General features: G+C 65.4%; 8 protein-coding genes and 1 pseudogene. 7 read left to right on the top strand and 2 right to left on the bottom strand.

Annotated features, from left to right (window positions below; translation table 11 throughout):
• The first annotated feature begins 101 nt into the window (after positions 1–101).
• Together ppsA and GV792_RS02635 are read left to right on the top strand one after the other, a co-directional pair.
• A complete protein-coding gene (ppsA, locus tag GV792_RS02630; RefSeq protein ID WP_163822218.1) occupies positions 102–2,390 on the top strand; it encodes a phosphoenolpyruvate synthase in 2,289 nt (762 codons plus the stop codon).
• Positions 2,374–3,375, top strand: a complete 1,002-nt coding sequence (locus tag GV792_RS02635; protein ID WP_309138497.1) for a 1-phosphofructokinase family hexose kinase — start codon at positions 2,374–2,376, stop codon at positions 3,373–3,375. Before ppsA ends, GV792_RS02635 begins: the two co-directional genes overlap by 17 nt.
• Before the next feature lie 343 nt (positions 3,376–3,718).
• On the opposite strand, the pseudogene GV792_RS02640 reads toward GV792_RS02635, so the two are convergent.
• Positions 3,719–4,777: pseudogene (locus tag GV792_RS02640) on the bottom strand (AMP-binding protein); the annotation flags it as partial.
• Positions 4,778–5,039: 262 nt separating this feature from the next.
• Between GV792_RS02640 and GV792_RS02645 the strand changes: the two are divergent.
• The 4 genes from GV792_RS02645 to GV792_RS02660 are packed head-to-tail and all read left to right on the top strand — an operon-like array spanning position 5,040 to position 9,970.
• Positions 5,040–5,690, top strand: a complete 651-nt coding sequence (locus tag GV792_RS02645; RefSeq protein ID WP_163821947.1) for a DUF2267 domain-containing protein — start codon at positions 5,040–5,042, stop codon at positions 5,688–5,690.
• Between the two features lies 1 nt (position 5,691).
• A complete protein-coding gene (locus tag GV792_RS02650) occupies positions 5,692–6,897 on the top strand; it encodes a site-2 protease family protein (protein ID WP_163821948.1) in 1,206 nt (401 codons plus the stop codon).
• Positions 6,875–8,923 (top strand): erythromycin esterase family protein, encoded by a 2,049-nt coding sequence (locus GV792_RS02655; RefSeq protein WP_175583856.1) that lies wholly within the window; start codon positions 6,875–6,877, stop codon positions 8,921–8,923. The genes GV792_RS02650 and GV792_RS02655 overlap by 23 nt, the downstream gene beginning before the upstream one ends.
• A gap of 33 nt (positions 8,924–8,956) precedes the next feature.
• The gene (locus GV792_RS02660; RefSeq protein WP_175582980.1) at positions 8,957–9,970 is read left to right on the top strand and encodes a zinc-binding alcohol dehydrogenase family protein; all 1,014 of its coding nucleotides are present in this window, start codon (positions 8,957–8,959) and stop codon (positions 9,968–9,970) included.
• A 79-nt stretch (positions 9,971–10,049) separates the two neighbouring features.
• Here GV792_RS02660 and GV792_RS02665 read toward each other — a convergent pair whose 3' ends face one another.
• Positions 10,050–12,614: a cation-translocating P-type ATPase gene (locus GV792_RS02665; protein WP_256673734.1), complete on the bottom strand. Its 2,565-nt coding sequence runs from the start codon at positions 12,612–12,614 to the stop codon at positions 10,050–10,052.
• A gap of 251 nt (positions 12,615–12,865) precedes the next feature.
• On the opposite strand from GV792_RS02665, the gene GV792_RS02670 reads away from it, so the two are divergent.
• On the top strand, positions 12,866–13,519 hold the full coding sequence (locus GV792_RS02670; RefSeq protein WP_163821949.1) for a response regulator: 654 nt from the start codon (positions 12,866–12,868) through the stop codon (positions 13,517–13,519).
• Positions 13,520–13,534 lie beyond the last annotated feature (15 nt).

Genomic DNA, 13,534 nt, shown 5'->3' on the forward strand with positions numbered 1-13,534 from the left:
GTCGACACGGGCCCCCCGACCCTGACCATCGGTTACTGGCTCGAGCCAGGCTGAGGACAGCACACGAAGCATCGCGAGATCGACACGATCGGAGTCGAGCCATGGGCGACAATGTGGCCACTTTCGCCGAACTACGTCTCACCGACGCAGACCGAGCCGGGGGCAAGGGCGCGAACCTGGGCGAGTTGGTGGCAGCTCAACTGCCGGTACCACCGGGCTTCGTCGTCCTGCGCAGCTGCTACGACCACATCGTCCTAGCGGGCGAGACCGGTAACGAGCTGGAACGACTACACAATCGAGCACTCGACAGCTCCGACACAGTACTGCGGGATTTGTGCGGCAGAATGCGCGAGTTGGTAAGCCATGCGACATTCGATCCTGCGGTCCGCAACGCTGTTCTCGACGCCTATCACGCACTCGGCGACAACATCTCGGTAGCCGTGCGATCGTCGGCAATCGGTGAAGACAGTGCGACATCCTCGTTCGCCGGAATGAATCTGACCCGCACCAACGTCCGTGGCGACGACAACCTCATCGCTGCCGTCAGCGACTGCTGGGCATCGCTGTTCACACCACGTGTCGTGACCTACCGAGCCCGCCGCGATATGCGCAAACCTCCGGTCATGGCTGTGGTCGTCCAGCGCATGGTGCGGGCGAAGCAAGCGGGTGTGGCATTCACCGCCGATCCAGCCACGGGGCGCCGCGACCGGATCGTCATCGATGCCGCGCGCGGGCAAGGCGAAGTAGTGGTGTCAGGTGCGATTGAGCCCGATACATACGTTCTCGACTCGCGTGGGCCGCGGTTGCTCGAAACCCGTCTCGGCACCCAGACCTACGCCATCGTCGCCGGACCGCATGGCGACCGCACCCTCGAGATCGACGCCGACGAGGCCGCGACCCCCGTTCTCAATGAACGGCAGGCTCTTGCGATCGCCCGACTGGCAACGGCAGTTCAGGATCATCACGGCGGGAAGCCACAAGACATCGAATGGGCCTTCGACGACGAAGCACTCTGGCTGGTGCAGGCACGCCCGATCACCATGCTTCCCGAGGAGACCGGTACCGAACCTCCCCAGAAGCAGACAACGGCATCGGCCTTGGTGCGCGGACTTGCAGCGGCCCCTGGCATCGCCGACGGCGCCGTTCGCATCCTCAGTTCACCTGAGCAGGGTGGGGCGCTGCGGTCCGGCGAAATCCTGGTCGCACCTATGACCAGCCCCGATTGGCTCCCCACCATCACCCGCAGCGCCGCAGTGGTCACCGACAGCGGCGGCATGACCTGCCACGCCGCCATCGTCGCCCGCGAACTCGGCGTGCCGTGCGTCGTCGGCACCCGCAACGCCACCAAAACCCTTACCGACGGCGCGATCGTCACCGTTGACGGTTCCGCCGGAGAAGTCCGCGCCGGGTATGCCGCCAGGCCTGTCACAACCACGACTTCTGCTGGGGTTCCCTCGCAATCGGGGGCTGCCGCGGCGCCGATCGCCACCAAAATCTACGTCAACCTCGCGCTTCCCGATGCCGCCGAACGCGTCGCGGCGACCGACGTCGATGGAGTCGGACTACTACGAGCGGAAACGCTGCTGGTTCAGGCGCTCGGCGGAAAGCACCCCCGCGAGCTGATCGCCCGCGGACAACAGCAGATGTTCATCGACCAGATGGTTCAGTCGCTGCACCGCATCACCGCCGCATTCCATCCTCGGCCGGTGATCTATCGAGCCACTGATCTGCGCAGTAACGAATTCCGGGCGTTGGAAGGAGGTTCGCGCCATGAGCCCGTCGAGCAGAACCCGATGATCGGCTACCGCGGCTGCTACCGCTACAGCCGGGAACCCGAGGTGTTCTCCCTTGAACTGGCCGCGCTCGCCCGAGTCCGCGCATCCACGCCCAACCTGCACCTGATGATTCCGTTCGTCCGCACTCGGTGGGAGCTGGAAGCCTGCCTCGAGTTGGTCGACGCGAGTCCGTTGGGCAAGCAGCGGGGCCTGCATCGCTGGGTGATGGCAGAAGTGCCCTCTGTCGTACATTGGCTACCCGAGTACGTCGGTCTGGGGATCGATGGCGTGTCGATCGGGAGCAACGATCTCACCCAGTTGATGTTGGGTGTCGATCGTGACTCCGAGCAGTGCGCCGAACTCTTCGACGAATCCGATCCCGCAGTCCTGGACGCGATCGCGCGCATCATCAGCACCGCCCGACGGCTCGGCATCACCTCGTCGCTGTGCGGACAGGCACCGTCCAATCATCCCGAATTCGCCGAGCGCCTCGTCCGCCTCGGCATCACCTCGATCTCGGTTTCACCCGACGCCGTCCCAGCCGCACGCCGCACCGTCGCCGCAGCCGAACAGCGTCTCATCCTCGACCATTCGCTCCGTGAAGCAGCGTGCTGAGGCAATGGAGCACAACGACATTGTGACGGTGACTCTCAACCCGACGGTCGACCTGTCGATGGAAGTGGATGCGCTCACCGCCGAAGGCAAGAACCGGGCTCGCATCACGTCGGTCCGCGGCGGTGGGGGCGGAATCAACGTCGCCCGGTGCATCGGTCGGCTCGGCGGATCCGCAACTGCAATCCACACGAGCGGTCGAGAAGTGGGACAACGCCTGGATCGGCTACTCGACGACGAAGGTCTGCAGCACATCGGCGTCGGCATAGGCTCCGACACACGAGAAGCGTTCGTAGTCGCGGATGGGGCCACGAACCGCAGCTATCACATCGTCCCGCCGGGGCCTCAGCTGTCTGCGGACGAGGAAGCGCTGCTCCTCGCGGCGATACAGAGATCCAGCGCGAACGCTCGATATCTTGTCGTGTCCGGCAGCGCCACGCCGCATCTCCGCGAGGATTTCTGCGCTCAGATCATCCGCAATACCTCCCCCGCTACCCGGGTCATTCTCGATATCGCCGGCAGCCAATTGCGAACGGCGCTGCGTGAACACACTTTTCTGATCCGACTTGATCGCCGCGAGGCAGCCACGCTGATCGGACAGGAGATCTCGAGCCACGCGAACGCTCGTGCTGCGAACGAGCTGTTGCTCACGAACAAATCCTGCGATCACGCCGTCACTACCGTGGGTGCGCTCGGTGCCGTGTACTCCTGCCACGACGCGCACTATGAGATATCGGCACCGCGCCTGCCCCACTCGTTCCGCAGCGATGCCTGCGCGGGGGACAGTTTGGTCGCAGCCATCACCTACCATCTCGCCGCTGGTGCTGCACCATTGCGTGCCTGTGAACTCGGCGTCGCTGCAGCAGCCACGACGGTGCAGTTACCTGGAACCGATGTGTTCGAGTCGACCAGCGTGGAGGCCCTGATCGGGCAGGTTCGCACGCGGCGTATCGACCGCAACTCGTCGTTCGCGCCAGCGGCACGCTGATAACGACATGCTCAGCACGCTGATGGCCTCCGGGTTGACCCGATCCGTGAACCGTACGAGCTCTCGGATACAGAACACATGGACACCAGCCGTTCGGCCCACCGGACCGGGACAAACTAGACGGTCAGCGCGACCGCATGGACTTTGGCCCCGTGCGTCCACGATCAGCGATCACCCCGTCCAGTGCCATTGTGTTGTTCATCGGTGCACACCTCGACCCGGTCGCTTCCGAAGCTCGTCCCCCGAACCACACTCACACCGTCATTCCCTCGCATATGCGGTACATGGTTTGTCGGGATGTCGCCGTTACGAAATTGCTTCGGCCGATGGCGTCTGGGCGCAGGCCCGACACTCGGACGCCATCGACGCGGGCCGCGCTACAAGCACCATAGCCCTCGGGTTCGCCCCGATATCCGCGAAACATCGATGGCCATCCCGCACGCAGGGCGAGCTCGCCCGTCTCCCCCACATCGGCGCGCATGAGGTCACCATCTGTGGCCAGCACGCGGCCGTCGGATCCGCGTCGCACAACGGTCGCCTCGATTCCGGGAAGGGGACGACCCATCGAGCCCGGACGCACGTCGGTGGCGGCGAAGTTGGCGACCATGATTGCGCCGGTCTCGGTCTGCCACCAGTTGTCGTGCACCACATGTCCGAGCACGCGCTCGCTCCAGACGACGACCTCGGGATTGAGTGGCTCGCCAACGCTGGTGATGAACCGCAACGCGGACAGGTCCGTTCCGTCCGGTAGCCGGTCTCCGAATCGCATGAGCATGCGCAGCGCTGTTGGCGCGGTGTACCAGACCGATACCCGCTGCCTGCTCAGGATGTCGTACCACCGCTTGGGGTCGAACTCGGCCTCGTCGCTGATCACTGTGGCACCCAGACACAGCGGAGCGATGACACCGTAGGACATACCGGTGACCCAGCCAGGATCGGCGGTAGACCAGAAGATGTCTCCCTGACGCAGGTCCAGCGCGTAGCGGGCGGTCACCCGGTGGGCAACGACGGCGCCGTGAGCGTGCATCGCACCTTTCGGGCGACCAGTTGTGCCACTGGTGAAATGCAGGAGCGCAAGATCATCTGCCGTCGTGTGGACTGTATCGAAATGTGGGTCTGCGTAGGTGTAGTCGACGATCGCACCCGCGGTATTCAGCCAACGCAGCGCGATCGCTTTCGCCATCTCTCCCTGTGCGTGCCGATCGACGGCCTCATGAGCGATATTCATCCAGCCGATCGAGCCGTCGAGCTCGGCATCGGCGGCCTTCTCCCAGGAGAACTCGCTGCATGTGCGTTCGTAGTCGGTGATGTTGGCCTTCGCCCGCACCGATTGCGGCTTGACGATCGGCGCCCAATCGAACGACCCGCTCGACGGGCGACCGGTCCGAGTCGTCTCCTTCATACCGCCATGGTCGGACGGACCAGGCCTCGCGCGGCAGGGCCGCCGGACCCTCAGTTCAACCTCTTTGCCGCAGGTAAGTCCGCACGAGATGGGACTTTGGCCCCTTGCGCGCAGCCGCAAGCGACCGCACAACGGGTCAGCTGGCGACGCAGGACCATAGACCCGTCGCGAGCACACCTATGGCCCTTGGGCCGATATCGCGCTGAGCACACGCTAGGTGGTACGCCCCACGCCGCACCGGGTGAACACCGAGGAGGACACCATGCCGCACCCCGACGATCCCTTCGCACCGGCCGTCCACAAGGCCCATGAGTGGGTACGCGCAGTGGCAGACGGACTCGACACCGATGACCACGGTTTTGCCTACCGGGCACTACGGGCATGGATGCACACCGTGCGCGACCGCATCACAGTCGCCGCTTCGGCACATCTCACCGCTCAGCTGCCCGAGATCCTGCGCGGCACCTATTACGAGGGCTGGGTCCCCAGCCACGTACCGGTCCGGCACAACATCGGCGACTTCGTCGCCCAGTTCTCCCGAGAGGCCGGCATCAACCGCGACGATGTCGGCGAGGTTGCGGGCTCGATCACCGTGGTCCTGTCCGAGATGTTCTCCCCAGGCCAACTCGATCGCGTCTTCGCGCTCCTTCCGATGCACCTATACGCGGTCCTATGCGGCGTATCAGCGGCCGACTTCGAACCTGTGCCTCGCGACGACGAAACGCAACCGCCCGACCGCCTGACCGATCTCGACGCCCGGGTCCGCGCGCTCAGCGACGCGATCTCGGCGCTTGTCACCGGGCTGGAGCAGCTGCCCACCGACAGAGATGACGGCACGCGAATGGCTTCGGCCGCCCAGCAGGCGCACCGCATTCTGCTGGCCGAAGGGCTCGCCCGGGTACCGGAGCGCTGACATGCTGCGCGCCACGCTCCCGCTCGGCAGGATCGCCGGCATCCGGATCGGAGCCCATTGGTCGGCGCTGGTGACCCTCGGCCTGTTCACTTGGCTGCTCGGCCTGGCTTTGGCCGATGAATATGGAAACTCGCCCGCTGTGTGGCTGATCGCCATCGGCAGTGCTGTCGGATTGATCGCCACGTTGCTGGCTCATGAGCTCGCGCATTCCGTGGTTGCTCAGCGCCACGACGTGCCCGTAGATCGGGTGGTGCTCTGGCTTCTCGGCGGTGTGTCCGAGCTCGGTACCGAGCCCAGAGACGCGCGCTCCGATCTACGGATCGCGTTGGCCGGACCGCTCACCAGCCTCGCGATCGGCGTCGGCCTGTTCGGCGTGGCAGTCGGTGTCGGATTCTTCGGTTCCGGGCCCGTGCTCGCCGCACCCGTCTGGCTGGCCGCGATGAACGTTCTGCTCGCGGTCTTCAACCTCCTGCCCGGTGCTCCCCTGGACGGAGGCCGGGTGCTGCGAGCACTCATATGGCGGCGAACCGGTGACCAACTTCGCGCGGCGATCCTCGCAGCACGGTGGGGCCGGGCGATGGGCCTGGGATTCTTGCTCATCGGCGCCGCCGAGCTCGTTCTGGTCGGCGCAGCCGGAGGCATCTGGCTGATGCTGCTGGGCTGGTTCCTGTTCACCGCCGCCAGCACCGAACTGACCGCCGCCGGCCTCCGCCACCAACTCGGCGACCTGCGAATCCGCGACGTCATGACCACGCCGGCCACCGCAGTACCGAATACGTGGTCGGTTGCGGACCTGCTCACCTCCACAGTCCCTGATACCGGCCACCAAGTGTTTCCGGTCGTGGACATGAACGGATGCCCGGTAGGCGTAGTGGGCTGGGCCGACCTCATCGCTATCCCGAGACCTGAGCGGGCGAAGTCGATGGTGTCCGAGGTTGCTCGACCGCTACCTGCCCGCGCACGCGCCCATGACAACGACACACTCAGCGATGTCGCTGCTCGGGTCGTGCTGCGGCCCGACCTCGACGTCATCGCCGTCGTCGACTGGGCAGGCCGCATCACGGGGCTGATCACGGCCACAGAGGTGGCCCAGGCCTGCCGGCGCAGCGAACTGGGGCTTCCGGTCCGCCCTCTACCGCAGCGCCGCAACGGCCGGATCGTGACAAATCCCTGTGGAGGCACCTATGAACCCCATCAAGACGCGTGATAGCGGTTCATTCCGGCAGATCTTTCGTGATCGGCGAGAAGCTGGACAAGCGCTGGCCGAATTGCTCGACCACTACCGCGACGACCCGAGCGTCGTGGTACTCGGCCTGCCGAGAGGCGGAATCCCGGTGGCCTGGGAGGTCGCCGCCTCCCTGGAGGCTCCGCTGGATGCACTCGTGGTGCGCAAGCTGGGTGCCCCCGATAACCCGGAATTCGCTTTCGGCGCCCTGTCCTCCGGCGGCCGGATCGTGCTCGCCGACGATATGGTGCGCGCCCTGCGCCTGACGCCTGAACAAGTGCGTGCGATCGCCCGCGACGAGGCATCGGAGCTGGCCCGGCGCGAAGCCGCCTATCGCGCCGACCGCGGGCCGATCGAGGTCTCAGGACGAACCGTCATCCTCGTCGACGACGGCCTGGCAACCGGGGCAAGCATGTTCGCCGCGATCGAAGCGATTCGATCGCAGGAACCGAAATGCATCGTTGTCGCTGTCCCCGCGGCACCAGAATCGACCTGTCGCGAACTCGGCGCCGCGGTAGATGAACTGGTGTGCGCGACGATTCCGTCGCCATTCCGCGCGGTCGGGGCCTCGTTCTGGGATTTCACGCAGGTCACCGATGACGAAGTGCGCACTCTGTTGACTACCCCGACTACCGGCCCACCGAGCACCGAAATGGACCCTGTGCAAACGATTCGTGCGTGTGCGATAGCGGCGCCCGCAGGCATTCCCCCAGAGAGCGAACTCGAGGAACTGATCGGCGAGGCGAACGTCGTTCTGATCGGCGAGAGCAGCCATGGAACACACGAGTTCTATGCCGCCCGCGCGCAGATAACGAAGTGGCTGATCGAGAACAAGGGGTTCACGGCGGTCGCGGTCGAAGCGGACTGGCCCGACGCCTACCGGGTCAACCGCTACGTACACGCGCGCGGAAGCGACACCCACGCGGAGGAAGCCCTGCGCGGCTTCGAACGGTTTCCCGCGTGGATGTGGCGCAATACAGTTGTCCGCGACTTCGTCGGCTGGCTACGTGATCACGACGACGGCCAGGTTCGTCACGACGAACCCACCACGGGGTTCTACGGGTTGGATCTGTACAGCTTGCATCGTTCGATGACGGAGGTCGTGCGCTACCTCGAGCGAACCGATCGCCTCGCGGCACAACGAGCCAAAGCCCGCTACGACTGTTTCGACCACACTGGCGGCAACGACGCGCAGGCATACGGATTCGGCGCGGCATTCGGCGCCGGACGATCGTGCGAAGACCAGGTGGTTCAGCAACTGATCGAGCTTCAGAACACCGCGGTCGCCGACGGAGGCAGCGACCCTGCCGCGGCCGACGAGTTGTTCGATGCGCTGCGCAACGCATGGTCGGTCCGCGACGCGGAGGCCTACTACCGCACGATGTTCGGGGAACGGTCCGCCTCGTGGAACCTGCGCGATCAACACATGGCCGACACCCTCGACGCACTGCGCGAACACCTTCGCCGACGTTCCCAGCCGGGGCACGACATCACCGACGAGCCACCGAAAATAGTGGTGTGGGCACATAATTCCCATGTCGGCGACGCTCGCGCCACCGAGATGGGCGCCGAGGGACAGCTCACGATCGGTCAGCTGATGCGCGAACGCTACGGGCCGGACTGCCGAACGATCGGTTTCAGCACCTATTCGGGCACGGTCACCGCCGCCGAGGAGTGGGGCAGTGTGGCGCTCTGTGAAGCCGTCCGCCCAGGGCTGCCCTCCAGCATGGAGACCTTGTTGCACGACACAGGGCTGCCGGAGTTCCTACTGCGCTTCGATACAAGCAACGCTGCTGCCGAGGAGCTCACACAACCGCGGCTTCAACGCGCCATCGGGGTTATCTATCGTCCGGGCACCGAGCGCCAGAGCCACTATTTCCATACTCGCGCGGCCGAGCAGTTCGATGCGCTGATTCACATCGACCGGACCACCGCCCTGGAGCCGCTCGAGCCGACCAGTCAGTGGATCGCCGACCAGACTCCCGAAACCTACCCTTCCGGCCTTTAGCCCGCGTCGGTACATCGAGCGAAGGACACCGCCATGACAGCACGAGACATGCGGGCCTGGCAAGTGAGCACAACGGGCCCGATCCAGACCACGCCCCTGCGGAAACAGAACGTCCCGATTCCGACTCCCAACGACAACGAACTACTGGCCCGAGTGTTGGCCTGCGGGATATGCCGAACGGATCTGCATGTTGTCGAGGGCGATCTACCGGTTCACCTTCTCGGGGTCGTACCCGGACACGAGGTCGTTGCCGAAATCGTTGCCGTGCCTGGTGCGAGTACCGTATTCGCCGTCGGTGACCGTATCGGCATTCCCTGGTTGCGCCACACCTGCGGAGTGTGCCGCTACTGCCGGCGCGGGGCGGAGAACCTATGCCTCCGCTCGCAGTACACCGGCTGGGACGCCGACGGCGGGTACGCCGAATACACCACGGTGCCCGTCGATTTCGCGTTAGAACTCCCCTCCGGCTATTCCGACGACCAGATGGCGCCCCTGCTCTGCGCAGGCATCATCGGATATCACGCGCTGCTCCGCGCCGACCTACCAACCGGCGGTGTGCTCGGTATCTACGGGTTCGGCGGCAGTGCACACATCACGGCCCAAGTCGCGATTGCACGCGGTGCACGCGTCCACGTGATGACACGCGGTGAGGCGGCCCGTGATCTGGCCATAGCGCTCGGCGCCGCATCGGTACAGGGGCCCGCGGATGCTCCGCCCGAGCCATTGGACTCGGCGATCCTGTTCGCGCCAGTCGGTGAGCTGGCCCTTCCCGCCCTGGAAGCATTGGACAGCGGCGGCACCCTCGCACTCGCCGGGATCCACCTGACCGACATCCCGCCACTGAACTATCAGCGCCACCTCTTCCGGGAACGCCAGGTGCGCAGTGTCACCTCGAACACCCGCGCACAGGCCCGGGAATTCCTCGCCTTCGCCCAACAGCACCGGCTGCATGTGACGACCCACCAATACTCACTCGACCACGCCGACAGAGCACTCTCCGACCTTGCCTACGGCCGGTTCGACGGCGCCGCAGTCCTTGTTCCCTAGCGTCTGGGAGTCCTGCTCAGCAAGAAGCCGATTCCGGTCGACTTCTCAGCTCGAGGCACATCAAGGGGACCGAACCTGTTCAGTCAGTAGTAACTTGCGGCGTCGAGGGAACTGTGGGGGCCTCAACCGCGCGGCTCGGATGCACGATTCGATCCAGCCGCACCGCGGCATAGCCCAGGGTCGACAGGGCACCGACAACCAGCAGTTCGAAACCGTTGAGCGGCTCGGTACCGAGCAATTCGCGCAGCGGCGGCAGATACAGCCCGGCCAGCTGCAAAAGCAGGGCAGCGGCGACGGCAATCAGAAGCATCGGATTTGCCAACGATCCTGGCCGAGATCGGGATCCGAGGGCCGCACCCAACTGGGCCGCTCCCAGCGCGAAGAACGCCATGCTCTGCCACGGCCGATCGGTGTGGTGCCCCCAGAGCGCCACTCCCAGCGTGACAGCTGTCAGCACAAGTGCGATTCGCGGGACCCGTTGCCACAGACCGGCCCCGAGAATGCTCTGCGTCGGCGGACGTGGCGTCAGCCCCATGGCTTTCGGGTCCACGGGCTCACCGCCGAGCGCAACACCCGGGAGCCCGTGAGTGAGGAGATTGATCCACAGGATCTGCGCCGGCAGCAGCGGCAAGGCCAGGCCGAAGAACGGGCCAGCGAGCATGACAGCGATCTCGGCTGCCCCACCCGATAAGCCGTAGACCAGGAAACGTCGAATGTTGGCATAGACCCGCCTGCCCTCTTCGACAGCCACAACCACGGTATTCAGGTCATCATCGGCAAGGACGAGATCGGCGGCCTGTCTGGCTACCTCGGTGCCGCGCCCGCCCATGGCGACGCCGATATCGGCACGCCGCAGAGCTGGGCCATCGTTGACTCCGTCACCATTCATTGCCACGACCTGGCCGTCGCCGCGTAGGGCTTCGACGATGTCGAGCTTCTGGGCGGGAGTAGCGCGGGCGAACACGATGCCGGTAGTCAGGTCGGTTTCCGACATATGGCGGCAATCGATCACGCGTTCAGTCGCAGTGATGATGCCGAGATCGACTGCGATCGCGTGCGCGGTGCCGGGATGGTCGCCGGTGATGACGATCGGGCGTATCCCCGCCCGACGGCACGCTGCTATCGTGCCCGCGGCGGCGGAACGAGGCGGATCAACGATGGCGACGAGTCCGATGAGCCAAAGATCACGTTCGAATTCTTCCTCGGCAGCAGGCAGTTCCGCCCTGTCCGCGGCGGCCACCGCGAGCACGCGATACCCTTCCGACGCCTGGCGATTCGCCCAGTCGGAAGCTTGCTCCAACACCTCTGGATCATCGAGTAGGACGGTGCGGTTCAGCAGGACTTCGGGAGCGCCCTTACAGATCACTCGGTACCCGGCGCCGGGCAGTTGGTGGACGGTGGACATCCGCTTTCGATCGCTGTCGAACGGCAGCTCACCCGTCCGCGGGAGCCGCTCGTCGAGTTCGGCGTGGTCGAGGCCCAACCGGGCCGCGGCAGCCAACAGCGCGGCTTCGGTCGGATCGCCGAGCGCAGTCCATCGACGCCCGTCGGTGCGTGGATCCACCAGACGGGCGTCGTTGCACAGCGAGGCGTCCGACAGCAATTCGGTCACATCGCGTCGATCCGAGGGTGCGAGCACCTGCCCGTCCGCATGAACCGCGCCGTCGGGTGCGTAACCGGATCCGCTGACCTCGGCCACGCCGTCCGGTGTCCACAATGTGCGCGCGACCATCCGCCCCTCGGTCAAGGTTCCGGTTTTGTCGGTGGCCAGCACCGTGACCGATCCCAGTGTTTCCACGGCGGGCAGTTTGCGGATCAGGGCATGTCGTGCGGCCATATGGCGAGCGCCCATCGCGAGAGCGAGTGTGACCACGGCCGGCAAGGACTCCGGGACGGCCGCGACGGCGAGGCTGATCGCGGTCACCACCATCAGCTCGACAGACTCGCCCCGCGCAAGGCCCAGGACGAGCACGATCACGCAGAGCATGATCGTCACACCGGCCAGCAGCCGACCAACATCGAGTAGCCGCTTCTGGAGAGGCGTTGGTCCGGAGCCTCGGTCCATCAGATGCGCGATCCGCCCCGTCGCGCTCTGCGCACCGACCGAGGTGACCACCGCCCGGCCGCGGCCTCGAACCACAATCGTTCCCGCCGATACCAGGCTCGCCGCGGTTTTGTCGACCGGGACGGATTCGCCGGTCAGGGCAGACTCGTCGACCATCATGGCGGCGGCTTCGACAACGTCCGCGTCCGCCGGAACGATGTCGCCTTCGGTCAGGACCAGCAGATCGCCGACCACGACTTCCGCGGCCGGGATCTCGCGCTGACTGGTTTCCCTGATGACTCGTGCGCTCGGGGCGGTCAGCGCTGACAGGGCGGTGATCGCACGGTCGGCGCGAACCTCCTGACCGACGCCCACGACCGTATTCGCCACGATGACCAGAAGAATCACCGACATGTCGGTCCAGTCGGCGGTCACCGCGGTCAGCACGGTCGCCCCTAGCAGCACCATGATCAATGGGTCGCGCAGTTGACGCGTGACCCGCTGCCACAGCCGGGTGGGAGGCGGCTGCGGAACCATATTCGGCCCATCGCGGGCGAGACGGGCAGCGGCCTCCGCCGACGACAACCCCATCCCGGTCATCGGCGGTGTCGGTCTCGGTGAAGCCGGCCTGCGGCCGCCACTGGCCGCAGGCGGTTCAGTGGCCGACGCGTCCACCCCGCACCTCCGATTCCGCACGGACTGCTCTGATTCGAGTCCAGCAGCGAGTGGCTTACGGCATCGAGGGAACAAAGTCCTCATCTGGAGAGACCAATGGCAAGTTCGCCACTCGACTACACCACCGTGGCCTGCATCTTTCGTAAGCTGGGGGCATCGTTGAAAGGAGTCGGCCGATGGTCCGAGTATTCCTGGTCGATGACCACGAAATCGTGCGACGCGGCGTGGGCGACCTGATCAGCGCCGAACCCGACCTCGAGGTCGTCGGTGAGGCAGGCACCGTCGACCACGCGCTGGCCCGCATCCCCGCCACCCGGCCAGAGGTCGTCGTGCTCGATGTCCGGCTGCCCGACGGTAACGGCATCGAGCTGTGCCGTGAGCTGCTCACTCACGATAACGATCTGCGGTGCTTGATCCTGACCTCGTTCACCGATGAGCAAGCCATGCTCGATGCGATTCTTGCCGGGGCAAGCGGATATGTCGTGAAGGACATCGGTACGACCGATCTCGTCGACGCCATCCGTGCTGTCGGCGCCGGTAAATCCCTGCTCGACAACCGCGCCGCCGCCGCGCTGATGGCCAAACTCCGCACCGAAGCTGAAGAACAGAAAGGTCCCCTCGCCGGTCTCACCGGACAGGAAAGGAAACTGCTGGCACTCCTGGGCGAAGGATTGACCAACCGACAAATCGCGGCCCGGATGTTCCTGGCCGAGAAGACGGTCAAGAATTACGTCTCCCGGCTACTCACCAAGCTCGGGGTCGAACGCCGAACCCAAGCAGCTGTGCTCGCGTCCAAGATCGATCCAGAACGACGACGGGAAACGCCCTGAACGGCGAGGGCAACA

The sequence above is a fragment of the Nocardia cyriacigeorgica genome, assembly GCF_010868145.1.
Taxonomy (GTDB): domain Bacteria; phylum Actinomycetota; class Actinomycetes; order Mycobacteriales; family Mycobacteriaceae; genus Nocardia; species Nocardia cyriacigeorgica_D.

What these genes read in the sequence shown, in the direction of transcription:
- GV792_RS02665 (WP_256673734.1), bottom strand. Translation starts at nt 12,614, where the DNA reads ATGACCGGGATGGGGTTGTCGTCGGCGGAGGCCGCTGCCCGTCTCGCC.
- GV792_RS02670 (WP_163821949.1), top strand. Translation starts at nt 12,866, where the DNA reads ATGGTCCGAGTATTCCTGGTCGATGACCACGAAATCGTGCGACGCGGC.
- GV792_RS02655 (WP_175583856.1), top strand. Translation starts at nt 6,875, where the DNA reads ATGAACCCCATCAAGACGCGTGATAGCGGTTCATTCCGGCAGATCTTT.
- GV792_RS02645 (WP_163821947.1), top strand. Translation starts at nt 5,040, where the DNA reads ATGCCGCACCCCGACGATCCCTTCGCACCGGCCGTCCACAAGGCCCAT.
- ppsA (WP_163822218.1), top strand. Translation starts at nt 102, where the DNA reads ATGGGCGACAATGTGGCCACTTTCGCCGAACTACGTCTCACCGACGCA.
- GV792_RS02660 (WP_175582980.1), top strand. Translation starts at nt 8,957, where the DNA reads ATGACAGCACGAGACATGCGGGCCTGGCAAGTGAGCACAACGGGCCCG.
- GV792_RS02650 (WP_163821948.1), top strand. Translation starts at nt 5,692, where the DNA reads ATGCTGCGCGCCACGCTCCCGCTCGGCAGGATCGCCGGCATCCGGATC.